Raw genomic sequence first — 23,826 nt, 5'->3', positions numbered from 1 at the left:
CGGGGGCGGCGGGCGCGACGAGCCGCCCCGCGAGCGGTACGCGATCGCGGGGCGACGCCGACGTTCGCGCTATCCCGGGAAGACACGGAAGGTGGGCGACGGGGTGCCCGTCGGGGCGACCCGGAAGTGACGCAGCGTGTAACTCATCATCTCGCTGAATCCCGGGGACGCGACACGGGCGCCGCCGCTGTCCGGGTCGTACACGAAGACCGCGATCACGTAGCGGGGCTTCTCGGCCGGCGCCATGCCGATGAACGAGGAGACCTCACCACGCTGCTTCTTGCCGTCGACCAGCCGCCAGCCGGTGCCGGTCTTCCCAGCCACCCGGAAACCGGGCACGGCGGCCAGGGTGCCGGTGGCGTCGTCGACGGTGGTGACGGCCTCCAGCATGGTCCGCAGCGCGCTGGCGTTCTGCGGGCTCAGCACCGGCCGGGTGACCGGCGCCTCCCCCGGCGTCTTCTTGCCGTCCGGGCCGACGACCTCCTTGATGAGGCGCGGCTGGACGTACGTCCCGTCGTTGGCGATGGCGGCGTACGCGGCGGCCATCTGCAGCGGCGTCGCGTCGACGCTGTGCCCGATGGGCACCGACCCGTGCGACGAGTCGCTCCACTCCTCGGCGGGCAGCAGCCGGCCGCCGGCCTCGCCCGGCATCCCCTCCCCGGTCGGCTGGCCGAGCCCGAACCGGCGCTGGTAGTCGATCAGGCGCTCCGGGCCGAGCTTGTCGGCGACGGTGATCGTGCCGACGTTCGAGGAGTACGCGAGCATCCCCGGCACGCTCATCCGCCTGCCGTTGGCTGGGTGGGTGTCGGAGAACGGGGTGTCGCCCTTCGTGATGCTGTTGGCGATGGGCAGCGTGGTCTCCGGGGTGATCACCCCCTCCTGGAGCGCCGCGCCGAAGGTGATCGCCTTGTGCACCGAGCCGGGTTCGACCACGAAGCTGGTCGCGACGTCCTCCCGGGCCACCGGGTCGCTGGGGATCGGCTTCGCCGCGTCGTACGTCGGATGGCTGGCCTGCGCCAGCACCTCACCGCTGCCGACCTCCATGACGACGGCCGCGGCGGTGCCGCCGTGGACCTGCGCCATCCGCCGGCTCAGGATCACCTGCACCATGTACTGGAGGTCCCGGTCGATGGTGAGCTTCAGCGAGCTTCCCGGCTTGGGCGGGGTGGTCCGGCTGTAGCCGCCGGGGATGGGCGCGGCCAGGTCGCCGAGGCCGGCCTCGTACACCCGCTTGCCGTCGACGCCGCGCAGCACGTCGTCGTAGCGGGCCTCCAGCCCTTCCAACCCGGTCATGTCCTGACTGGTGAAGCCGATGAGGTTGGCGGCCAGGTCGCCGCCGGGCACCTCGCGGCGCTCGTCCCGGTGCACGCCGATGCCGGGCAGCTCCAGCGCCATCACCTGGCGGGCGGTGGCGATCTGCACGCCTCGGGCGAGGTACTGGAAGCGGGACGGGTTGCCGTTCTCCAGCTTGCGGGGGCGCATCTGTTCGGTCAGCTTCGAGGCGGGGATGCCGAGCAGCGGCGAGAGGGCGCGGGCGGTGGCCGTGGCGTCCTCGATCAGGGTCGGGTCGGCGAAGACGTACCGGGCCTCGACGCTGTGCGCCAGCAGGGCGCCCGTCCGGTCGTAGATCGCGCCGCGCGGTGCCGGCAGGTCCACGGTGCGGGTCCGGTCGGCGACGCCGCCGCCGGCGTACGCCGGGGTGTCCACCGCCTGGAGGAAGACCAGCCGGATCCCGATGGTGGCGAAGAGGGCCAGGGTGAGCACCGTGCCCAGGCGCAGGCGCAGCCGCGGGTCGGCCAGCTTCGGCGGGCGTGGAGGCTTGCGCGACGGCCGCCGGGCCGCCGGGCGGTCCGGCCGGCGCGGGGTGCGCGGGACGGTGCGACGCCGTGGCGCGGCGGGTTCGTCCCACGGGGTACGCGGGGCGCGCGGCGCGACGGTGCGGACGACGCCGGAGCGGTTGGCCGCGGGTGCGGCGCGGCGGGCGGCACGGGCGGCGCCGGCGCGCCCACCGTCGAGCACCTGAAGAGCCGGCCGGAACGGGTCACCGGAGCGGGTGCTGCGCGGCGTGCGCCGCTGTTCGGCCGCGCCCCCGCCGCCGGTCCGGGGCAGCCCGCCCCGCTCCTCGCGGACGGTGCGTCCCCGGGGGGTGTACGCCCGGGCGCCGGAGATGCCCCCGACGCCCGGCTCGCCGGTCCGCGGGTCGGCGTCGCGGCGGCCGCCGTCCCGGGACGAGCCGCGCCGGGAGCCTGTGGCATCCCGGCGCGGATCCTCCGACCTCGGGGGCACGGGTCAGCCTTCCGCGCCCTGGCTGGCCACCGACGGCTGCCCGGTGGCCGGCTGCGGCACACCGATGGTCTTGCCGTCGGGCAGCCGGATGTAACCCGGCTCGCCCGACTCAACCAGGCCCAGCTTGCGGGCCTGGGCGGCCAGGTTGCCCGGAGCCTCGGAGTCGGCGATCTGCTTGTTCAGCGCCTCCTCCTCCAGGTCGAGCCGGGCCTGGTGCTGCTGGAGCTTCTCCAGCCGGATCGCGTTCTCGTTGATCTTGGTGTTGACCAGCAGGACGCCGAGCACCCCACCGACCACGAGCACCACGATCAGCGCGGCGAACGGCGCCCGCGGCACCGACACCGGCGCCGGCGGCGCCACCCGCAGCCGGGGCGCACGGGTGCCCGCCGGGGCGGGCCGCTGCGCCGGACGCAGCGCCGCGCTGCCTTGGGTCGGGAACTCGCGCGCCCCCCGCGCACGCTCCTCCCCCTGCCGGCTCCCCCGGTTCACACGTGTCGTACCGTTCCCGACGCTGGTGACCCGCTCCGCCGCGGTCCGGCCCCCCGACCGCGGTGCGCGCTGCCCGACGCCGGTGATGTTCCGACGCTCGCGCCCGTCAACGTTCATGTCCCCTCCCCCTCTTCGTCCGTCCCTCTGCCGTCCCCCGGCGCCCGCCGATCCCCCACGGATCCCACGGACCCCGTCCCCGGTTGGTTCATCGCCTTGACGCGGCGGCGGGACCGTTCGCGGTCGGTCCGCCCCTGCTGCTCGGCATCCGGGTCGATACGCTCCGCGGCCCGCAGCCGCACCGAGGCGGCGCGCGGGTTCGCGGCGACCTCCCGCTCCCCGGGCAGCTCGGCGCCCCGGCTGAGCAGCCGGAACGTCGGGCCGGTGCCGGGCAGTTCGACCGGGAGGTCGACCGGACCCTTACTGCGGACCCGGTCCGCGAGCGCCGCCTTGGTGAGCCGGTCCTCCAGCGAGTGGTAGGACAGGACCACCATGCGGCCGCCCACGTTGAGCGTGTCGAGCGCGGCTGGCAACGCTGTCTCCAGCGCTGCCAGCTCCCTGTTTACCTCGATCCGTAAAGCCTGAAACGTTCTCTTTGCCGGGTGTCCGCCCGTTCGTCGGGCTGGTGCCGGAATGCTCTCCCGGACCAGTTCGGCCAGCCGCGCCGACGAGGTGATCCGGGCCCGTTCCCGCTCCCGGATGATCGCCGAGGCGATCCGCCCCGCGAACTTCTCCTCGCCGTAGACGCGCAGCACCCGGGCCAGCTCCGGATGGCCGTAGGTGTTGACCACCTCCTCGGCGGTCACCCCCCGGGTCTGGTCCATCCGCATGTCCAACGGCGCGTCCTGCGCATAGGCGAACCCGCGGTCGGGCGCGTCCAGTTGGAGCGACGAGACGCCCAGGTCGAACAGGATGCCGTCGATCCCGGGGTAACCCAGCCGGTCGAGCACGTCGGGCAGCTCGTCGTAGACCGCGTGCTCCAGGTGGATCCGGTCGGCGAACCGGGCCAGCCGGACGCGTGCGTGCGCGAGCGCCTCGGTGTCCCGGTCGAGCCCGATCAGCACGGTCTGCGGATGCGCCTCCAGCACCGCCTCGGCGTGGCCGCCCAGACCCAGCGTCGCGTCGACGTGGATCGTCCGACCACCTCGCCCCAGCGCGGGGGCCAGCAGCTCGAGACACCGCTCGAGCAGCACCGGCACGTGCGTGCCGCGTAGCTCCCCCATGTCGACCCCCACCGCTGGTAACCGTTCTTCCGTCTCGCGCCCTGTGACGAACGGCGCCGGTCGCCGTACCGCCAGATCCCCATCCGCTCCCGCCCGTCGCGAGGCCGAGGCCCCCCGAGAGATCGTGCGCCTGGCACCGGGGAAGGGGTGCCAGGAACTCGAAAGCGGCTGGAGATCTCGCAGTACGCCGGGCGCCGTTCCGCCCTAGAGACCGCCGGGCAGCACCCCCTCCTCGATGTCGGCGAACTCGTCTTCGCTCTCGGCGAGGTAGGTCTCCCAGGCGACCTTGTCCCAGATCTCCACCCGCGTGCTCGCGCCGATGACGACCAGCTCACGGTCGAGTGCCGCGTATTCCCGCAGGTGCGCCGGGATCGTCACCCGGCCCTGCTTGTCCGGCACCTCGTCGTGCGCGCTGGCGAAGAAGACCCGGCTGTAGGCGCGGGCCGCCTTGCTCGTCATCGGTTGGGCACGCAACTGCTCCGCGATCCGCTGGAACTCGGGCATCGGGAAGGCGTAGAGGCAGCGCTCCTGCCCTTTGGTGATCACGACACCCCCCGCCAGCTCGTCCCGGAACTTCGCCGGAAGGATCAACCGGCCTTTGTCGTCCAGGCGCGGAGTGTGGGTGCCGAGGAACACGGCCCAACCCCCTCGCCCTTGAGCGGCGTTCGCGGCGCCGCTGACCCCCCGGGCCGGTGGGCCCTCCCGGCCTCACCATTGGGCCCCACTCTACTCCACTTCCCTCCACCCGCAACCAGAATCGCCCGCGTGGCGCGTCCGATCCCCGCCCAAAACCGCACGTCACAGGGGGTGGAGCGGAGTGGAGGGCCGGAGGTCCCCCGCGCGCCGTCCGCTTTCCGACATAGATCGACTCCGTCCGGTCCAGACGGGATCGGCCGCGCCGCCCACGTTCCCCGACCGAACGGTTCGCCCTCGGCGGCGATCTGGCGAGCCGAGCGGTCCGGTAACCTCGCTCGCGTGACGGACGCGAAGATGCCCCTGCGGGCGAAGGTGGCCAGCTCCGTGTCCCGGACCGCCGCGGCCCTCTCGCGGGCGGCCGGCCGGGGTGACGGCTCGGTGATCGGTGGCTGGATCGGTCTCAAGATCGACCCGGACCTGTTGGCGCACCTCTCCGCCGGACGTGCCATCGCGCTCGTCTCCGGCACCAACGGCAAGACCACCACCACCCGACTGGCCGCCGCGGCGGTCGGCGTGCTCGGCCGCGTCGCCACCAACTCGTTCGGCGCCAACATGCCGACCGGGCACACGTCGGCGCTGGCGAAGGCCGGCAGCACCCCCTACGCGGTGCTGGAGGTCGACGAGCACTACCTCGCGCAGGTGCTGGAGGCGACCGAGCCGCACGTGGTGGCGCTGCTCAACCTCTCCCGCGACCAGCTCGACCGGGCCAAGGAGGTCGCCATGATGGCGCAGCTCTGGCGCGCGGCGCTGGTCCGGCACCCCGACGTGCGGGTGGTCGCCAACGCCGACGACCCGATGGTCGTCTGGGCCGCCTCACCCCCGGCCGGCCAGGACCGCCGGGTCAGCCCGGCCCACGTGACCTGGTTCAGCGCCGGCCAGCGGTGGCACGACGACTCCTGGGTCTGCCCCGAGTGCGGCTCCACCATCGAGCGCTCCGGCGAGCAGTGGCGGTGCACCGGCTGCCCGCTGCGCCGGCCCGAGCCGCAGTGGACCGTCGAGGACGACGGCGTGACCGACCCGACGGGCGCGTGGCACAAGGTCGCCCTCCAACTGCCCGGCCGGGTCAACCTCGGCAACGCGGCGACCGCGCTGGCGGTGGCCGCCGAGTTCGGCGTACGGCCGGTCGACGCGGTGTCCCGGCTGTCCAGCGTCACCTCCGTCGCCGGGCGCTACGCGCAGGTGGACCGGGACGGGCGCAACATCCGGCTGCTGCTGGCCAAGAACCCGGCCAGCTGGCTGGAGGCCTTCGACATGGCCGACCTGGCGCCGACCCTGCTGTCGATCAACGCCCGGGACCCCGACGGGCTGGACACCTCGTGGCTGTTCGACGTCGACTTCGCGCCGCTGCGCGGCCGGCAGGTGCTGATCACCGGCGACCGCGCGTACGACCTGGCGGTCCGGCTCGACGTCAACGACGTGCCGTTCCAGCACGTACGCTCGTTCGAGGAGGCGATCCGCTCGGTGCCACCGGGGCGCCTGGAGGTCATCGCCAACTACACCGCGTTCCAGGACATCCGAGCGGAGTTGGACCGTGTCAACTGAGAGCCTGCGCATCGTCTGGATCTACCCGGACCTGCTCTCCACCTACGGCGACCGGGGCAACGCCCTGATCCTGCAGCGGCGGGCCCGTCAGCGGGGCATGCCGGTCGAGATGCTCGAGGTCCGCTCCGACCAGCGCCTGCCGGCCTCCGCCGACATCTACCTGATCGGCGGCGGCGAGGACGGCCCGCAGGCGCTCGGCGCCCAGCGGCTGCTCGCCGACGGCGGGCTGCACCGGGCGGTCGCCCAGGGCTCCGTGGTGTTCGGTGTCTGCGCCGGCTACCAGCTGCTCGGCACGTCCTTCTTCGCCAAGGGCACCAAGTACCCGGGGCTGGAGCTGCTCGACATCAGCTCCGACCGCGGCGAGACCCGCGCCGTCGGCGAGCTCGCCGGCGACATCGACCCGCGGCTGGGCATCCCGCCGCTGAGCGGCTTCGAGAATCACGGCGGGCGCACCCAGCTCGGCCCGAGCGTGTCGCCGCTGGCCCGGGTCACCACCGGCATCGGCAACGACGGCGCCACCGAGGGCGCCTGGCGGGGCAAGCTGCTCGGCACCTATTCCCACGGCCCCGCCCTGGCCCGCAACCCGGCCCTGGCGGACCTGCTGCTGCGCTGGGCCACCGGCGTTCACCAGCTCCCGCCGCTGGACGACACGTGGGCCGACCGGCTCCGGTCCGAGCGCCGCGCCGCGGTGGCGGCCGCCGCCCGTCCGTGATCCCCGCCGTCCGGCGGCTGCTGCGGCAGCCGTCGGCCGTGCGGTTCGCGGTGCTGCTGCTCCTGGTCGCCGCGTGCGGTGTGCTGCTGCTCGTGGTGCCCCGGCCCGATCCGTCCGACCTGCCCCGGTTGGCCGGGCGGCTCGGCCCCTACGCGCCGGTCGCGGCGGTCCTCGGCGGCGCGCTGCTGCTGGTGGCCCTGGTGCCCCGCACCTTCGTCACCCTCGCGTCGGGCGCCATCTTCGGCCCGCTGGAGGGCGCCGGCTACGCCCTCGGCGCGGCGCTGATCGCGGCGGCGATCGGCTTCACCGTCGGCCGGCTGCTCGGCCGGGAGTTCGTCGCCGAGCGGGTCCGCGGCCGACTGGCCCGGCTGGACGGCTGGTTCGCCCGGCAGAGCGTGTTCGGCGTGATCACCGTACGGCTGCTCCCGATCGCCGGGTTCGGGCTGGTCAGCTACGGCTACGGCACCACCGGCGCGCGGATCCTGCCGTTCCTCGCCGGCAGCGTCATCGCCGCCGCCCCGACCGCGTTCGGCTACGCCGCCCTCGGCGCCGCGGTCACCTCACCCGGTGACGTCAACTGGTACGCGGCCGCACCCAGCGCGCTCGGCCTGATCGCCAGCGTGGTGCTGATCCGCCGCTGGTGGCGGGCCGAACGGCAGCGCCGCGCGGCCGCCACCGTCGCGTCATGACCCCCGCGCCCGAGCGCGCGCCCGCCGCAGCCGACGCGGAGCGGCGACTCTCCGGCGGCTTTATCGCCGAGGTGGTCCGGATCGGCGACACCGTACGGCGCACCCCGCCCGCCAACGCCGACTTCCAGGCGGCACTGCTCACGCACCTCGACCGGATGGGCGCGGACCTCGCGCCCCGCCACCTCGGCACCGACGAGCACGGCCGGCAGACGCTCAGCCACCTCGACGGCCGGGTGCCCTGGCGGGACCGGGAGGAGCCGGCGTACTTCGCCGACCCCGCCCTGGTCCGGCTGGCCCAGCTGATCCGCCGGCTGCACGACGCGTGCGCCGGCACTCCCCTGGCCGCCGGCGCGGAGACCGTCTGCCACCGCGACCTGTCGCCGAAGAACACGGTCTACCGGGACTTCCCGGAAGGGCCGCTGCCGGTGGCGTTCCTCGACTGGGACCTGGCCGCCCCGGGTCGGCGGATCGAGGACGTGGCCTTCGCCGCCTGGCACTGGGCCGGGCTGGGGCCGGGAGCCGACCCGACCGAGTTGGGTCGCCGCGCCCGGCTGCTCCGCGACGCCTATATCGGCGCGGACGGCCCACCGTTGTCCGCCGCCGAACTGGTCGACGTCATGCTCGACCAGATCGAGGGCACCTGGCGGGGCATCGACGCCGGCGCTGACCGGGACGAGCCGGGCATGCGCCGGCTGCGCGCGGCGGGTGTCGTCGAGGGGGTACGCGGCTGGCAGCGCTGGCTACGGCAGCACCACGACACCGTCCTGACCGCCCTGACCGCCTGACCCGCCCTCCACGCCCGACGATCATGCAGTTGTGGTGGGGGATCAATCCCCTGTTCCGGGCGAACCGGGCACCACAACTGCATGATCGACGCGAGCCCCGCGGGGCCCGCGTGCCGCCCGTCAGGCGACGACCGAGACCATCCGGCCCTTCACGACGATGACCTTGCGCGGCTCCTTGCCACCCAGGGTCGCGGCGACCGCGTCCAGCGCGGCGACCCGCACGGTCTCCTCCGTCGCGTCCGCCGGCACCTCCACCCGGCCCCGGACCTTGCCGTTGACCTGCACCGGGTAGGTCACCGTCTCGGCGACCAGCAGCGCCGGGTCGGCCACCGGGAAGTCCGCGTACGTCAGCGAGGTGGCGTGGCCCAGTCGCCGCCACAGCTCCTCGGCCACGTGTGGGGCGAACGGCGCCAGCATCAGCACCAGCGGCTCGGCCACCTCACGCGGGGTGGCCGACAGCCGGGTCAGCCCGTTGGTCAGCTCGATCAGCTTGGCGATCGCGGTGTTGAACCGGATCCCTTCCATGTCGGCGCGGACCCCGTCGATCACCTTGTGCAGCAGCCGCCGGGTCGCGTCGTCCGCCGGGTCCTCGGTGACCCGCAGCTCACCGGTCTGCTCGTCGACGACGGCCCGCCACACCCGCTGCAGGAACCGGTACGAGCCGACGACCGCCCGGGTCTCCCACGGCCGGGACACCTCCAGCGGGCCCATCGACATCTCGTAGACCCGGAACGTGTCCGCCCCGTACGCGGCGCACATCTCGTCCGGCGTGACCACGTTCTTCAGCGACTTGCCCATCTTGCCGTACTCGCGGTTGACCACGGCGTCGCCCAGGTAGTAGCCGCCGTCGCGCTCGACGACCTCCTCGGCCTGCACGTAGCTGCCCCGGTCGTCGGTGTACGCGTACGCCTGGATCATGCCCTGGTTGAACAGCTTGCGGAACGGCTCGAACGACGACACGTGCCCCAGGTCGTACAGCACCTTGTGCCAGAACCGCGCGTACAGCAGGTGCAGCACCGCGTGCTCGGCGCCACCGACGTACAGGTCGGTGCCCCCGCAGTCACCCGCCTCGCGCGGGCCCATCCAGTAGCGCTCGTTCTCGGCGTCGACGAACCGGTCGGGGTTGGTCGGGTCCAGGTAGCGCAGCTCGTACCAGCACGAGCCGGCCCACTGCGGCATCACGTTGGTCTCCCGCGTGTACCGCTTCGGTCCGTCACCCAGGTCCAGCTCCACCTCGACCCAGTCCCGACGGCGGGACAGCGGGGTCTCCGGGTTGGAGTTCGCGTCCTCCGGGTCGAACGTCTTCGGCGAGAAGTCGTCGACCTCGGGCAGCTCGACCGGCAGCATCGACTCGGGCAGCGCGATCGCCGCGCCGGTCTCGTCGTAGACGATCGGGAACGGCTCACCCCAGTAGCGCTGCCGGGAGAACAGCCAGTCCCGCAGGCGGTAGGTGACCGCGCCGCGACCGTGGCCGTTGGCCTCCAGCCACTCGACGATCCGCGCCTTGGCGTCGGTGACCCCCAGGCCGTTCAGGTCCAGGCCACGGTCGGGGGCGGCGCTGTTGATCGCCGGCCCGTCACCGGTGTACGCCTTGCCGTCGAAGCCCTCCGACGGCTGCACCGTCCGCACGATCGGCAGGTCGAAGACCTCGGCGAACGCCCAGTCCCGTTCGTCCTGGGCGGGCACCGCCATGATCGCGCCGGTGCCGTAGCCGGCCAGCACGTAGTCGGCGATGAAGATCGGGATCTGGGCGCCGGTGACCGGGTTGGTCGCGTACGCCCCGACGAAGACCCCGGTCTTCTCCTTCGTGTCGGCCTGCCGCTCGACGTCGGTCTTGGCCGCCGCCGCCTTGCGGTACGCCTCGACGGCCACCCGCGGGCTGGCGTGACCGCCCGTCCAGGCGTCCCGGGTGCCCTCCGGCCAGGCCGCCGGCACCAGCTGGTCGACCAGCTCGTGCTCGGGCGCCAGCACCATGTAGGTGGCGCCGAAGATCGTGTCGGGCCGGGTCGTGAACACCCGGACCGGCTCGACCGCGGTCGGGAAGTCGATGTGCGCGCCGATGGACCGGCCGATCCAGTTGCGCTGCATCAGCTTGATGGCCTCGGGCCAGTCCAGCGTGTCCAGGTCGTCCAGCAGCCGGTCGCCGTACGCGGTGATCCGCATCATCCACTGCTTCAGGTTCCGCTTGAAGACCGGGAAGTTGCCCCGCTCCGAGCGGCCGTCGGCGGTGACCTCCTCGTTGGCCAGCACGGTGCCCAGGCCCGGGCACCAGTTCACCGGCGCCTCCGAGACGTACGCCAGCCGGTGGTCGTCGACGATCGCCCGGCGCTCGGCGACGGACAGCTCCGCCCAGGGGCGGCCGTCCGGGGTCGGCCGGGTGCCGCCGGAGAACTCGGCGATCAGCTCGGCGATCGGGCGGGCCTTGCGCGCCTGCCGGTCGTACCAGGAGTTGAAGACCTGCAGGAAGATCCACTGGGTCCAGCGGTAGAAGTCGGTGTCGATGGTCGCCACCGAGCGGCGCTCGTCGTGCGCCAGGCCCAGCCGGCGCAGCTGGGCCTTGTACCGCGCGATGTTCGCCACCGTGGTGGTCCGCGGGTGGGTGCCGGTCTGCACCGCGTACTGCTCGGCGGGCAGGCCGAACGCGTCGAAGCCCATCGCGTGCAGCACGTTGCGGCCCGCCATCCGCTGGTAGCGGGCGAAGCAGTCGGTGCCGATGTAGCCCAGCGGGTGCCCGACGTGCAGGCCGGCGCCCGACGGGTAGGGGAACATGTCCAGCACGTAGAGCTTCTCCGCGCCGGCCCGGGGGTGGTCGGGGTCGGCCAGCGGCCCGGTCGGGTTGGGGGCGTGGAAGGTGCCCTGCTGCTCCCAGATGTCCTGCCAACGGTTCTCGATCTCGTTGGCCAGGGCCGCGGTGTACCGGAACGGGGGAATGTCGCCCGCCGGTGCGGCTGCCTCACTCATCGCGTCTCCTCGCGTCACTCGGCGCGGTCGTCTCGTGCTGCCTGCTGCTGCTCGCCGCCCGCCGCCGGCCGGCTGGCGACGGGCACAAAAAAGCCCCTCGCGCAGGAGGGGCCGCCGTGCTGTCGCGCGTCTCAGCGCATCAGCACGGCCCGGTAAGAAGCAGGAAGACTCCGGCCATGACCGCAGTGTACCCCCAGGCCCGGTGGCCACGACGTCCCGCTACCACGGGTCGGGACGCGCGGCGGGGCGGCAGCGTGCCGGGCCGACCGGGCGGCGGGGCGGCTCAGCCGCCCGGCACCGGCTCGGGCGTGGGCTCGGCGAACCGGTCGGTGGTGGTGACGAAGCCCCAGCACTGCTTCGCGTTGAAGATCACCGCCTCCTTGCAGTAGCCCGGACTGGACGTGGCGGTGGCGTCCTCGACGAGCACCACCCCGTAGTCCAGGAAGTAGGCCTCCTCCATCGTGGCGCTGACGCACTGGTCGACGTTCACCCCGGCGAGGAATAGCGTCCGGATGCCCTGGCTGCGCAGCACCTGGTCCAGGTGCGTGCCGTGGAAGCCGTTCATCCGGAACTTCGACACCCGGATGTCCTCGGGCTCGACCAGCTCCTTCAGCTCGTCGACCAGCTCGGCGCCCCAGGACCCGGCGGTGAGCACCCGCCCGCGGTCGAGCTCCTCGCCGATGCCCCGCTGGTTCCGCCGGTGCTTGAAGGACCAGAGCGTGGGGGCGCCGAGGTTGCGCAGGTCGGGGCGGTTGTGCCAGTAGATCCAGAGCACGGGGATCCGGTGCCGGCGGGCCGCCCGCACCGCCCGTACCGCGCCCGGCACCGCCGCGCGGCACGCGGTGTGGTCGAGCCCCGAACGGTCGGTCCAGCCACCCGGTGAGCAGAAGTCGTTCTGCACGTCGATCACGGCCAGCGCGCAGGCGTCCAGGTCCGCCACGAACGGCAGCAGCTCCGCGTCGAAGCGGGTCCGCCGGGCGGCCGGTTCGTGCGGCGCCAGGTCGACGCGGTCGTCGTACAGGTGCCAGCGGGCGGCGCCGCCCCCGAGCCGTACGCCGCCGTCACCGGTGTCGCCGTAGATGTCGCGCTGCGGGTGCATCGCCTCGCCCCCTTCACCGCCGGCGGCCTACCCCGGTCGGTGCGGGTGATGTCCCCCGGTACGACGAATATTCGGGGCGTAACCGGGCGGTCTTCCTGCGGGGGTCGGCGATCACGACAAACATGGTTAGCCTGAGAGGCCAGTGAGATTACTGCGGCAGACGTGGCTCGGCGTCGCGAACAACCCAACGGCGGGTCCAGGTGCTCTCTACAGAGCTGCCGTCCGGCGACGAGGAGGAGGCCCGTGACACAACAGACCTGGGACGAGGTGGGTGGCCTGCTGCCCCACGACGAGTTCCGCGCGGCGAGCGAGGCCATCGTGGCCAACATCGAGCAGGTCATCGAGGGCAAGACCGCCACCGTGCGGCTCGCGCTGGCCGTCCTGCTCGCCGAGGGGCACCTCCTCATCGAGGACGTCCCCGGCGTCGGCAAGACGAAGCTCGCCAAGGCCCTCGCCCGTTCCATCGACTGTTCCGTGCGCCGGATCCAGTTCACCCCGGACCTGCTGCCCAGCGACGTCACCGGCGTGAGCGTCTACAACCAGGAGACCCACGACTTCGAGTTCCGGCCGGGCGCGGTCTTCGCCAACCTGGTCGTCGGCGACGAGATCAACCGGGCCTCGCCGAAGACCCAGTCGGCGCTGCTGGAGTGCATGGAGGAGCGGCAGGTCACCGTCGACGGCGTGACCTACCAGCTCCAGACGCCGTTCATGGTCATCGCCACCCAGAACCCGATCGAGATGGAGGGCACCTACCCGCTGCCCGAGGCGCAGCGCGACCGGTTCACCGCCCGCATCGCGATGGGCTACCCGGACGCCGGCGCCGAGCTGGCCATGCTCGACGGGCACGGCGCGACGGACCCCCTGAACGAGCTGCGCCCGGTCGCCGACGCGACCGTCGTACGGCAGCTGATCGCCACGGTCCGTCAGGTGCACGTCGCCGACGCCGTGAAGCAGTACGCGGTGGACCTGGTCACCGCCACCCGCGAGGCCCCCGACCTGCGTCTCGGCGCGTCCCCCCGGGCCACGCTGCAACTGCTGCGCACCGCCCGCGCGGTGGCCGCCCTGGAGGGGCGTGACTACGTGCTCCCCGACGACCTCCAGGTCCTCGCCGTGCCGGTGCTGGCGCACCGCATCATCCCGACGGCCGACGCGCAGCTCGCCCGCCGCACCACCGACGCGATCGTCTCCGAGCTGGTGCACCGGCTGCCCCTGCCGCACGACCGCAAGCGCTCCCCCTACGACACCCGCCCCACCCAGGGCAACGGCCGCGGGCCGTACGAGCCGCGGAGGCCGTGACGTGCGTGAAGGGCTGCGCGGGCTGACCACCCGCGGCCGCTCGTTCCTGGCCGCGGCGGTCGCCGCGGCCGTCTCGGCGGGGATCCTCGGCGAGAAGGACCTGCTCCGGGTGGCCGTGCTGCTCGCCGTCCTGCCGCTGCTGGCGGCCGCCTACGTCGGCCGCAGCCGCTACAAGCTGGCCTGCAACCGCTCGCTGGACCCGCACCGGGTGCCGGTCGGGGCCAGCTCCCGGGTGGTGCTCCGCCTGCAGAACATGTCCCGCCTGCCCACCGGCACCCTCCTGCTGGAGGACCGCCTGCCCTACGCGCTGGGCAGCCGGCCGCGGGTGGTGCTGGAGCGGCTGGGCGCCCACCAGGCCAGCTCGGTGGCCTACACGGTGCGGGCCGACGTGCGGGGCCGCTACGAGGTGGGACCGCTGGTGGTCCGGCTCACCGACCCGTTCGGTCTGTGCGAGCTCACCCGCGCCTTCCCCAGCACCGACCACCTCACGGTGATCCCGCAGGTCGCACCGCTGCCGTCGGTCCGGCTTCCGGGGGAGTACGCGGGCAGCGGCGACAGCCGGGCCCGTTCGGTGGCGGTGCACGGCGAGGACGACGCGGCCACCCGTGAGTACCGGATGGGCGACGACCTGCGCCGGGTCCACTGGAAGTCGACCGCCCGCACCGGTGAGCTGATGGTGCGCCGCGAGGAGCAGCCCTGGGAGAGCCGCGCGACCGTGGTGCTCGACACCCGCGCGTACGGTCACCGGGGCGACGGCCCGACGGCGAGCTTCGAGTGGGCGGTGTCCGCCTCCGCCAGCGTCGCGGTGCACCTGCGCCAGGCCGGTTACAAGCTGCGCCTGGTCACCGGCTCGGGCGCGGATGTGGACGCCTCCGAGGCGGGCGGTGACGGGCTGCTCCTCGACCAGCTCGCCGAGGTCCGCCTCGACCAGCGGGCCGAGGTGACCGCCCTGGTGCAGCGGGTCCGGCAGCGCGCCGACGGCGGCCTGATCATCGCGGTGCTCGGCACGCTCAGCACGGCCGAGGCCGAGCTGCTGGCCGGTCTGCGGGCCAACGGCGCGACCTGCGTCGGCTTCCTCATGGACAGCTCCACCTGGCTCACCCTGCCCGAGAAGGCACGGGCCGAGGCGGAGCAGGCGCACGCCGCCGCCGCGCTGGTGCTGTTGCAGAGCGGCTGGCGGGTGATCGGCGTCGACCACGGCAGCCGGCTTCCGGCGGTCTGGCCGCAGGCGGGCCGCGGTTCGCAGGGCTTCGCGGTGCGGGCGGCGCTGGCCGAGACGGTGGCCGGGGGCATGCGATGAGCGGAGGAACGCTGTCATGATCGGGCAACGGAATCTCGGCCTCGTGGCCGCCGCGGCGACGCTGCTCGCCGCGGCGCCGTTGTCCGCGATCTTCGAGCGTTGGACGTGGCTGATCCAGTCGGCCATCGCGGTCGCGCTGGTCGCCGCCGTGGCGGCGGTCGCCCGGGCGCTGCGGGCCCCGCTCTGGGGTCAGGTGCTGGGCATGGTGGCGGGGTTGACGCTGGCGCTGACCTGGCTGTTTCCCAGCGGCAGCGAGCTGCTCGCCTTCCTGCCCACGCCGGGCACGTTCACCCACTTCGGCGAGCTGCTCAGCGGTTCCGTGCAGGACATGCGCTCGTACGGCGTGAAGGTCCCGGACACGGACCCGCTGCTGTTCCTCGCGGTGCTCGGCGTCGGCGGGGTGACCGTGGTGGTCGACCTGCTCGCCGTGGGCATGCGCCGCCCCGCGCTGGCCGGCCTGCCGATGCTCGCCATCTACTCGGTGCCGGTCGCGATCTACGTCGACAGCGTCCCCCCGGTGCCGTTCGTGATCGGCGCCGCGGGCTTCCTGTGGCTGCTGGTGGCCGACAACGTGGACCGGGTACGCCGCTTCGGCCGCCGGTTCACCGGCGACGGCCGCGACGTGGACGTCTGGGAGGCGTCCCCGCTGGCCGCCGCCGGTCGCCGGCTCGCGGTGCTCGGTGTCGCGGTGGCGGTGCTGCTGCCGCTGGCGCCCGTGCCGGGCATGAGTGGCTCCCTGCTCGACAGCCTCACCAGCGCGTCCGGCGACGGCAACGGCATCGGAGGGGCGGGCCAGGGCGGCAACCCGGGCCGGATCGACCTGTTCGCCGCCCTCAGCGGCCAGCTCAACCAGTCGCAGGTGGCCGACATGGTCAAGGTCACCACCGACGAGACCGACCCGTTCTACCTGCGCTTCGGTGTGGCCGACGAGCTGCGGCCGGACGGCTTCCGGGTGCGCAACCCCACGGGACGGCCGGTCAACCGGGGCCTGCCCGACGCGTCCGAGCGGGCCGGTGCGGGCGTCCAGCAGGAGCGCCACCGCGCGACTGTGGAGATCACCCGGGACCTGGCCATGCCGCTGCTGCCGTTCTACTCCGACCCGGTGCAGGTCGACGACCTGAACGGCAACTGGCTCTACGACTCCAGCCTCCAGGTCGTCTTCTCCAACCGGGAGAACTCGCGCAACAAGCGGTACTCCTTCGACTACGTCCGCTCCACGTACACGACGGCGGCGCTGCGGGCCGCGCGACCGCTGCCGGCCGACCACCCCGTCCGCCGCCAACAGACCGCCACCCCGGCGGTGCCCGAGGTCGAGCAGCTGGTCAGGCAGCTCATCCAGGGCAAGAGCAGCGACTACGACAAGGTCCGCGCGATCTACGACTACTTCTCCTCGGACAACGGCTTCAGCTACCGGCTGAGCACCGAGGGCGGCACCAGCGGCCAGGACATCGTCGACTTCCTCACCAACAAGGTCGGCTTCTGCCAGCAGTACGCGGCGGCGATGGCCTGGCTGGTCCGCTCGGCGGGGATCCCCGCCCGGGTGGCGTTCGGCTTCACCAACGGCAGCAACCGCACCGGTGACACCTTCACCCTGACCAACCGCAACCTGCACGCCTGGACCGAGGTCTACTTCGACGGGCTCGGCTGGGTGCCGTTCGACGCCACCCCGGCGTACGGCGTGACCGGCTCCACCCGTTCCGCCTGGGCCCCGGACACCGACGCCCCCGAGCCGACCACCCCCGACGCGAGCACGCCGACCACCCCGGGCAGTACCGACCCCTCGGCCGGACCGGCCGGCCCGGACGCGGCCGACCGGGACACCGACTCCGGGCTGGCGTTGGACTCCGACACTCCGACGCGGCAGGCGCCGGTGTGGCCGTGGTGGGCGGCCGGTGTGCTGGCTGTCCTCCTGCTGCTGGCCGTGCCCGCGCTGCGCCGGGCGGCCCTGCGCCGACGGCGGGGTCGTGGCGCGCCGGCCGTCGCCACGTCACCCGCACCGGAGGTGGGGGCCGGTTCCCCGGCCGGGCCACGCATGGTGGTGGTCGGCGCGGACGCGGACCGAGCCCGTGCCGACGCGCACGCCGCCTGGGACGAGCTGCTCGACACGCTGGTCGACTTCCGCGTCCGGGTGGACCGGACGGAGACTCCCCGGGCAACGGCCGACCGGCTGGTCCGGGAGTCGCTCGCCGAGGACGCCGACGCCGGCGCCGCGGCACGTCTGCTCGGTCGGGCCGAGGAGCGGGCCCGCTACGCCCGCGACCCGCTCAGCGGCGAGCCGCTGGCCCCGGCCCTGCGCTCCGTACGCGGCGCGCTCGCCGCGTCCGCCGACCGGCGTACGCGCCTGCTCGCGGCGTTCCTGCCGCCGTCGGTGCTGCTGCGATGGCGGACCGGCCTGGCGGACACGTCGTCGCGCCTGGTGACGGTGACCGGGCGGGTCCGGTACCGGCTGTTCCGCTGGAATCCGCGCCGCCTGCTCGCCGACCGGGCGGCCCGCTGAGCGCCGCACCGCCGCCGGGCGACCCGGGCGGCCGGTGACGTCCCCGAGGTGGCCTCCCGTGCGGGGGGCCACCTCGGTGTTTCCGTGCCCCCCGGTACGGCCCCGGCCGCTCCGGCGATGTCGCGCTGTCCGGTCGCGCGGGACACCGCCATATCAGGGAACCAAAGTCGATCCTGCGGAGCCGGCCACCGCGAACGAGTGACGAGCCGGAGCGTCGGCGGCGCGGGGCGTGCGGATACGGCGGGGGTCGCCGGGGATCCCGGCGACCCGCCCGTCGCTGTGGTGCGCCCGCCTCAGTGGCGGGCAGGGCTCAGCGGTGCCCCTCCGGGCGCTGCCGCCACCGGTCCTCCATCCGGTCGAGGATCGAGGACCGCCGACCGGAACGACCGCGGGACCGGCGACGACTCGTCGTGCCGCCCACCACGTGCAGGTCAGGTGACTGCGCCCGGCGGTGCGACTGCACCGCGAACGCTGCCGAGGCCAACATGACGACGAATCCCGCCACAGCCAGCGGCGGAGTCTTGATCACCGCGCCATAGACCAGCAGGGCCAGGCCAGCGATGATGACGCCGGCAGCGACGAGCAGGCGACGCCGCGCGTGGAAACGCGGATCGCTGGCGCGCACGGCCGAGGCGAATTTGGGGTCCTCGGCAAGCGACCGCTCGATCTGCTCGAACAGCCGCTGCTCGTGCTCCGAGAGCGGCACGGCACTCCTCCCCGGTCACGTTGGTCGGCCCGTTCGGACCGACAGACCGTGGCAGCCATCCGGCTGCTTACCCGCAAGTCTACGAGGGGGGTCGCGCGTCGGAAAGCGGGACGACCTATGGCCGGCGTGGATTTTCAGTTCGGCGGGGATCACGCTTGCCGAGCAGACTGGCCGGACCTATGACGGACCGCCCGAAACGGGCAGCCGCGGCGTCCGCGGCGGCCTCCGCCTCGCGCCAACCGTGCTCGGGTGCGCCGAGCGCGAGTTGGCGGGGCGTCGCGTCCGCTGTGGCGAGGCCCTCCACGCGTACGCCGACCAACCGGATCCGCTCACCGGGATCGAGCGCCGTGTAGAGCGCCCAGACCGTGTCGAACATCTCCCGTGCCGTGTCCGTGGGCACCGGGAGGGTGCGGGAGCGGTTGACGGTGCGGAAGTCGGCGAGGCGCACCTTCAGCGACACCGTGCGGCCCACCTGCCCCGCGCGCCGCAGCCGCGCGCCCACCTTGTCGGCGAGTGCGAGCAACGCCCGACGGATCTCCGTCGGGTCGGCCACGTCGGCGTCGAACGTCACCTCGGCCCCGATCGACTTCTCCACGTGCTCGGGGCTCACCCCGCGCGGGTCGCGCCCCCACGCCAGCTCGTGCAGGTGGCTGGCGGACGCCTCCCCGAGGGCCTTGCGCAGCATCCCGTAGGGCGCCTCGGCGAGATCGCCGATGGTGGCCAGGCCCAGCCGGTGCAGGGTCTGCGCCGACCGCTCCCCCACCCCCCACAACGCGTCGACCGGCAGCGGGTGGAGGAAGTCGAGCACCCGGGTCGCCGGCACGACGAGCAGCCCGTCGGGCTTGGCCCGGGTCGACCCGAGCTTGGCGACGAACTTGCTCGGCGCGACGCCGACCGAACAGGTCAGCCCCAGCTCGTCGGCGACCCGGGCGCGGATCCGACGGGCGATCGCGGCCGGCGGGCCGAAGAGGCGGCGCGCGCCCGCCACGTCGAGGAACGCCTCGTCGAGGGAGAGGGGCTCGACCAGCGGGGTGACGTCCCGGAAGATCTGCATCACCGCCCGTGAGGCGGACGTGTAGGCGGCGAAGTCCGGCGGGAGGTAGACCGCGTGCGGGCAGAGCGCCCGGGCCCGCATCATCGGCATGGCGCTGCGGACGCCGTAGCGCCGGGCCTCGTAGCTGGCGGAGCTGACCACCCCGCGGGGGCCGAGGCCGCCGACCACCACCGGTCGGCCCCGCAGCTCGGGTCGGCCGCGCACCTCGACCGAGGCGAAGAAGGCGTCCATGTCGACGTGCAGGATCGGACAGCCGGAGTCGTCGGCGTCCGGCCCGAAGCGCGGGTCACCGCCCCGGGGCAACGACTGGCTGCGGCCCATCCCGGCAGGTTAGCCCGGGGGTACGACAGACGACGACGGGCGGCCGGCGTGCCGGTTGCCGCCGGTCAGCCCCGGACGACCAGCAGCGGGATGGTCATCTCGGCCGCGGTGTCCGCGCCGTGGTAGGCCACCAGCCGGGACGCGATCGGGCTCTCCGACCGGGTGGCCAGGACGGCGTACGTGTCGTTGCAGGTCACCACCACGTCGCCGATGCGCGCCAGGTGGTCCTCGGGACCGGCCCGAACCATCCGGTGGCGACCGCCTCCTCCCGCGTACGCACCCGGGCCGCGTCGCCCAGCACGGCGGACCAGGTGGCCACCACGTCCTCGACGGCGCCCGGCACGACGTGCAGGTAGCGCACCCGGGCCTCCCCGGCGACCACCCGGATCCCGGCGCGCAGCCGGGGGTCGGTGTCCAGGTCGAACCGGTGCGCGAGGGGCACGTCGAGCTGCCCGTGGTCGGCGGTGACCAGCAGTGCCCCGTCGGGCGGGAGCCCGTCGACGAGGCGGGCGACCAGCGCGTCCACCTCGGCGGCGGCCACCCGCCAGGGCGGCGAGTCGACCCCGGTGAGGTGGCCGTGCCGGTCCAGGTCCGGGTGGTAGCCGGAGACCAGGGTGGGCCCGGCGCCGGCGGTCAGCGCCGCCAGCATGGTCGTGGCGAGCGCGTCGACCCCGGCGGCGCCCCGGTAGTCCCCGCCCCGGTTGGCCGCCACCGTCAGCCCGCTGCCGCCGAACTCGGGCCGGCTCACCACGGTCACCGCGACTCCCGCCGCGCGGGCCCGCTCGAACTGGGTGGGGACCGGCTGCCAGCGCAGCGGGTCCGGGTCGCCGGCCCACTCGATGTGGCTGAGCACCCGGTCGCCGCCGGGAACGCGGACGGTGAAGCCGAGCACCCCGTGCGCCCCGGGCGCCGCGCCGGTGCCGAGGGTCACCAGGCTGGTCGGGGTGGTGGACGGAAAGCCGGAGGTGAGGGGGCGGCCCGCGGTGGCGGCCAGCGCGGCCAGCGTCGGGGCGTACGGCGCGGCGGTCGGGATCTGGTACCAGCCGAGCCCGTCGACGAGCAGCACGACGAGCCGGCGGACCCCGGCGAGCCGCGCGGCGAGCCCGAGCCGATCCGTCGCGCCCGGCACGCCGAGCACGGCGAGCGCGCTGGGCAGCACGTCGGCCAGGCTGCCGTCGCCGTAGTGCGGCGTGACGAGCGCCAGCGGGTCCGGCCCGCCGAGCGCGTGTGCCCCGCCGGCCGGACCCGGGTGGCCGTTCGGCTCCGGGGCGGACGGGCCGGTCATGCCGGGCGGCGGGCGAACAGGTGCAGCTGGGCGGCGACGTCCCGGTACGGCGGGCGGCCGGCGAGCGCCCGTTCGAGTTCGACGAGGGCGGCCGGCTGGCCGTCGGCGACCGCGGCCGGCAGCAGGTCGGCGAGGACGCGTACGCCGTGGATCTCCTCGACCACCAGCCCGGCGGCGCCGAGCAGCGCGGCGGCGCCGTCGGCGTCGTAACGCCGCCGCAGGGTGTCCCGGGGCCCGGCGGTGCCGGCCGGGTCACTGGCCAGGGTGGCCGCGACGTCGAGGTGACCGTTCATGGCCCGGCCGAGCACGGCGGCGGCCCGACCGGCGACCAGGACGCTCGCCGCCCCGCCCGGGCGCAGCGCGGTGGCCAGCGCCGCCACGACGGGCGTCGGGTCGTCGACGACCTCCAGTACCGCGTGGCAGAGCACCAGGTCGGCGGCGGCCGGCTCGACCAGGCCGGCGAGGGCGTCGCCGTCGCCCTGGACGGCCCTCACCCGGTCGGCGACCCCGGCCTCGGCGGCCCGCCGGGTGAGCGCGGCGAGCGCGTCCGGGCTGGCGTCGACCACGGTCACCCGGTGCCCGGCCTGGGCGAGCGGGACGGCGAATCCGCCGGTGCCGCCGCCGACGTCGAGCACGGTCAGCTCGGCCCCGGCGCGCCGGTCCAGCTCGGCGCGCAGCACCGACCAGATCACGGCGGTACGGGGGGTCAGCGGCGGCTCGGGGAACCGTCCCGGGGTCTGCTCCACCCGGTCGAGCCTAGTCACGTGGCCGGCTGTGGAGCGGGGGCCCCTCCGGCCGGGACCCGCCCACGCATCGACCGGCCGCCGCACCCGCCCGCGTCAGCCCTTGCGGCCGGAGGTGGCGATGCCCTCGATGAAGTGCCGCTGGGCGAGGAAGAACAAAATGATCATAGGGACGGTGGCGATGACGCTGCCGGCCAGCACGACCTCCCACTGCTGTTCACCGCCGTAGCCGAACCGGTCCAGCACGACCTTCAGCCCGCGGGGCAGCGTGTAGAGGTGCTCGTCGCGCAGGTAGATGAGCGGCTTCAGCAGGTCCGTCCAGCTCGCCTTGAACTCGAAGACGAACGCGACGAGCAGCGCCGGACGGATCAGCGGGAAGGCGAGCTTCCAGAAGAGCTGGGGATAGCTCGCGCCGTCCACGCGGGCGGCCTCGAAGTACTCGCGGGGCAGCGAGAGCAGGAACTGGCGGAGCAGGAAGATGTAGAACGCCGAGCCGAAGAGGTTGCCGGCCCAGAGCGGCACCTGGGTGTCGGTCAGCCGCAGCTCCGACCAGATCAGGTACGTCGGGATCATGGTGACCGCGAACGGCAGCATCATGGTGGCCAGCACCAGCCCGAAGAGCAGGTTGCGCCCCGGGAACCGGAAGTAGGCGAACCCGAACGCCACCCAGGCGCTGGAGAGGGTGACGGCCGCCGCGGCGGCCACCCCGACCACCAGGCTGTTGAGCAGCCAGGTGACGAGCGGCACCGCCTGCCATGCCTCGGCGTAGTTGTCCGGGGCGAACGGCACCGGCAGGAAACCCGGCGCGAAGACGTACTCGCGGGGACGCAGGGACGCACCGACCAGCCAGACGAACGGCAGCAGGAAGATCACGGCCGCGCCGACCAGCCCGGCCACGAAGAGCACCCGCTGCCAGACCGGTCGGCGCGCGTCCTCCCGAGCCGGCGGTCGGCGGAGCACCACCCGGCCCGGCTCGACGCCGGGCACGGCAGCGGTGGCGCCCCGCTCGACCGCCGCGGTCACGACTCGGCCCCCGCCGCCGGGTCGTGCTCGGCCCGGGACCGCCGGACGTTGGCGACCGGGCCGTCGGTCACCTCGTACTCGCGCGGTTCGAGGTGGTGCTCCGGCACCCAGCCCGCCGCGAGCCGGGTCCGTCGCGCGTTGGCCACGCCGTTGTGGCCGTTGTTCCCCGTCACTGGTCTTCCCCTTCGTAGTACACGAACCTGTTGCTGAGCTTCACCTGCACCAGCGTGATCACCATAATGATCACGAAGAGCAGCCACGCCATCGCTGACGCGAAGCCCATGTGGAGGAACTGGAACGCCTCCTGGAACAAGTGGATGACGTAGAACGTTGCCGCGTCGCTGTTGAACGTGTTCTGGGTCTCCCGGTTGCCGAAGTACATGGTGTAGACCTCGGTGAACATCTGGAGCGACGCGATCGTGTTGACGATCAGCGTGAAGAAGAGCGCACCGGAGATCATCGGCAGCGTCACGTGCCGGAAGCGGGCCCAGCCGCCGGCGCCGTCGATGCTCGCCGCCTCGTAGAGGTCGCGCGGCACGTTCTGCAGCGCCGCCAGGTAGATGATCACGGTGGAGCCGAGGCTCCAGAGGCTCATCAGCACGATGCCGGGCATCACCCAGCTCGGGTCGGTGGTCCAGCTCGGCCCCTCGACACCGACCAGGGCCAGGCCCCGGTTGATCAGGCCGTCCTGGGTGTTGAGCAGGAGCAGGAACAGGATGCCGACGGCCACCGCCGGGGTCATCACCGGAAGGTAGAAGACGGTCCGGAAGAAGCCCTGGAGCCGCCCCACCCGCTTGAGCAGCAGCGCCAGGCCCAGGGAGATCACCATCACCAGGGGTACGTGCAGCGCCGTGTAGTAGACGGTGTTGCCGAGGCTGCGGGCGACCTGCGGGTCGGTCATCAGCTCCCGGTAGTTGTCCAGCCCCGTGTACCTCGGCGGGTTCAGCACGTCGTACTCGGTGAGGCTCAACCAGGCGCTGGCGATCATCGGGCCGGCCTGGAACACCAGGAACCCGACGATCCACGGCGCCAGGAAGAGGTACGCCCAGCGGGCCTCCCGCCGGGCCAGCGGCGTACGGCGCCGCCGGCCCGGAACGGGAGTACTGACGGTGGTGGCCATCG

18 protein-coding genes and 2 pseudogenes are annotated in these 23,826 nt (G+C 73.7%); 7 read left to right on the top strand and 13 right to left on the bottom strand.

All coding sequences use genetic code 11. The annotated features are described in order from the left end of the window. Nucleotides 1–69: 69 nt before the first annotated feature. From GA0070620_RS30410 to mraZ, 4 genes are all read right to left on the bottom strand, one after another. Nucleotides 70–2,286: a peptidoglycan D,D-transpeptidase FtsI family protein gene (locus tag GA0070620_RS30410; protein ID WP_091596696.1), complete on the bottom strand. Its 2,217-nt coding sequence runs from the start codon at nt 2,284–2,286 to the stop codon at nt 70–72. A gap of 3 nt (nt 2,287–2,289) precedes the next feature. Next, nucleotides 2,290–2,892 carry a hypothetical protein gene (locus GA0070620_RS30405; protein ID WP_091596694.1) on the bottom strand — a complete coding sequence of 201 codons (603 nt, stop codon included), beginning with the start codon at nt 2,890–2,892 and terminating at the stop codon, nt 2,290–2,292. Continuing rightward, on the bottom strand, nt 2,889–3,995 hold the full coding sequence (gene rsmH, locus GA0070620_RS30400; RefSeq protein ID WP_091599638.1) for a 16S rRNA (cytosine(1402)-N(4))-methyltransferase RsmH: 1,107 nt from the start codon (nt 3,993–3,995) through the stop codon (nt 2,889–2,891). The genes GA0070620_RS30405 and rsmH overlap by 4 nt, the downstream gene beginning before the upstream one ends. A 204-nt stretch (nt 3,996–4,199) precedes the next feature. Beyond that, entirely contained in the window at nt 4,200–4,631 is a 432-nt protein-coding gene (gene mraZ, locus GA0070620_RS30395; protein ID WP_091596691.1) for a division/cell wall cluster transcriptional repressor MraZ, read from the bottom strand. Nucleotides 4,632–4,985: 354 nt separating this feature from the next. Here mraZ and GA0070620_RS30385 point away from each other — a divergent pair, with 354 nt between their 5' ends. The 4 genes from GA0070620_RS30385 to GA0070620_RS30370 are packed head-to-tail and all read left to right on the top strand — an operon-like array spanning nt 4,986 to nt 8,419. Continuing rightward, the gene (locus tag GA0070620_RS30385; protein WP_091596688.1) at nt 4,986–6,233 is read left to right on the top strand and encodes a MurT ligase domain-containing protein; all 1,248 of its coding nucleotides are present in this window, start codon (nt 4,986–4,988) and stop codon (nt 6,231–6,233) included. Beyond that, complete coding sequence (locus GA0070620_RS30380) at nt 6,223–6,945, top strand: type 1 glutamine amidotransferase (protein ID WP_091596686.1); 723 nt, start codon at nt 6,223–6,225, stop codon at nt 6,943–6,945. Before GA0070620_RS30385 ends, GA0070620_RS30380 begins: the two co-directional genes overlap by 11 nt. Beyond that, nucleotides 6,843–7,634: a TVP38/TMEM64 family protein gene (locus GA0070620_RS30375; protein ID WP_377520102.1), complete on the top strand. Its 792-nt coding sequence runs from the start codon at nt 6,843–6,845 to the stop codon at nt 7,632–7,634. Before GA0070620_RS30380 ends, GA0070620_RS30375 begins: the two co-directional genes overlap by 103 nt. Then, nucleotides 7,631–8,419 carry a phosphotransferase gene (locus tag GA0070620_RS30370; protein ID WP_091596680.1) on the top strand — a complete coding sequence of 263 codons (789 nt, stop codon included), beginning with the start codon at nt 7,631–7,633 and terminating at the stop codon, nt 8,417–8,419. The genes GA0070620_RS30375 and GA0070620_RS30370 overlap by 4 nt, the downstream gene beginning before the upstream one ends. 120 nt (nt 8,420–8,539) lie before the next feature. Here the strand turns inward: GA0070620_RS30370 and leuS are convergent, their stop codons facing one another. Next, complete coding sequence (leuS, locus tag GA0070620_RS30365) at nt 8,540–11,380, bottom strand: leucine--tRNA ligase (RefSeq protein WP_091596677.1); 2,841 nt, start codon at nt 11,378–11,380, stop codon at nt 8,540–8,542. 283 nt (nt 11,381–11,663) lie between these two features. Then, nucleotides 11,664–12,479 (bottom strand): cysteine hydrolase family protein, encoded by an 816-nt coding sequence (locus tag GA0070620_RS30360; RefSeq protein ID WP_091596674.1) that lies wholly within the window; start codon nt 12,477–12,479, stop codon nt 11,664–11,666. A 243-nt stretch (nt 12,480–12,722) separates the two neighbouring features. Between GA0070620_RS30360 and GA0070620_RS30355 the strand changes: the two genes are divergently transcribed. The 3 genes and pseudogenes from GA0070620_RS30355 to GA0070620_RS30345 all read left to right on the top strand — a co-directional run bounded on the left by GA0070620_RS30355 (nt 12,723) and on the right by GA0070620_RS30345 (nt 17,572). Next, nucleotides 12,723–13,775: an AAA family ATPase gene (locus GA0070620_RS30355; RefSeq protein ID WP_091596671.1), complete on the top strand. Its 1,053-nt coding sequence runs from the start codon at nt 12,723–12,725 to the stop codon at nt 13,773–13,775. Between the two features lies 1 nt (nt 13,776). Continuing rightward, complete coding sequence (locus tag GA0070620_RS30350; RefSeq protein WP_091596668.1) at nt 13,777–15,075, top strand: DUF58 domain-containing protein; 1,299 nt, start codon at nt 13,777–13,779, stop codon at nt 15,073–15,075. Continuing rightward, nucleotides 15,072–17,572, top strand: a pseudogene (locus GA0070620_RS30345) (transglutaminase family protein). The gene GA0070620_RS30350 and the pseudogene GA0070620_RS30345 overlap by 4 nt, the downstream one beginning before the upstream one ends. Nucleotides 17,573–17,882: 310 nt before the next feature. On the opposite strand, the gene GA0070620_RS30340 reads toward GA0070620_RS30345, so the two are convergent. The 7 genes and pseudogenes from GA0070620_RS30340 to GA0070620_RS30315 form a co-directional block, all read right to left on the bottom strand. Then, on the bottom strand, nt 17,883–18,278 hold the full coding sequence (locus GA0070620_RS30340; RefSeq protein ID WP_091596662.1) for a DUF3040 domain-containing protein: 396 nt from the start codon (nt 18,276–18,278) through the stop codon (nt 17,883–17,885). Nucleotides 18,279–18,393: 115 nt separating this feature from the next. Continuing rightward, nucleotides 18,394–19,653, bottom strand: coding sequence for a DNA polymerase IV (locus tag GA0070620_RS30335; protein ID WP_091596659.1), 1,260 nt, complete (start codon nt 19,651–19,653; stop codon nt 18,394–18,396). 65 nt (nt 19,654–19,718) lie between these two features. Next, a pseudogene (locus tag GA0070620_RS30330) lies at nt 19,719–20,938 on the bottom strand (alkaline phosphatase family protein). Continuing rightward, nucleotides 20,935–21,702: a methyltransferase domain-containing protein gene (locus GA0070620_RS30325; RefSeq protein WP_091596656.1), complete on the bottom strand. Its 768-nt coding sequence runs from the start codon at nt 21,700–21,702 to the stop codon at nt 20,935–20,937. The pseudogene GA0070620_RS30330 and the gene GA0070620_RS30325 overlap by 4 nt, the downstream one beginning before the upstream one ends. Nucleotides 21,703–21,777: 75 nt before the next feature. Next, nucleotides 21,778–22,704: a carbohydrate ABC transporter permease gene (locus tag GA0070620_RS30320; protein WP_091596652.1), complete on the bottom strand. Its 927-nt coding sequence runs from the start codon at nt 22,702–22,704 to the stop codon at nt 21,778–21,780. Continuing rightward, nucleotides 22,701–22,877 (bottom strand): hypothetical protein, encoded by a 177-nt coding sequence (locus GA0070620_RS33075; protein ID WP_172836533.1) that lies wholly within the window; start codon nt 22,875–22,877, stop codon nt 22,701–22,703. Before GA0070620_RS33075 ends, GA0070620_RS30320 begins: the two co-directional genes overlap by 4 nt. Further along, nucleotides 22,874–23,824, bottom strand: coding sequence for a carbohydrate ABC transporter permease (locus GA0070620_RS30315; RefSeq protein ID WP_091596649.1), 951 nt, complete (start codon nt 23,822–23,824; stop codon nt 22,874–22,876). Before GA0070620_RS30315 ends, GA0070620_RS33075 begins: the two co-directional genes overlap by 4 nt. Nucleotides 23,825–23,826 lie beyond the last annotated feature (2 nt).

This window comes from Micromonospora krabiensis (assembly GCF_900091425.1).
GTDB lineage: Bacteria > Actinomycetota > Actinomycetes > Mycobacteriales > Micromonosporaceae > Micromonospora > Micromonospora krabiensis.
The sequence above is the reverse complement of the archived record's forward strand: the minus strand, read 5'-3'. Positions and strand labels throughout refer to the sequence as shown.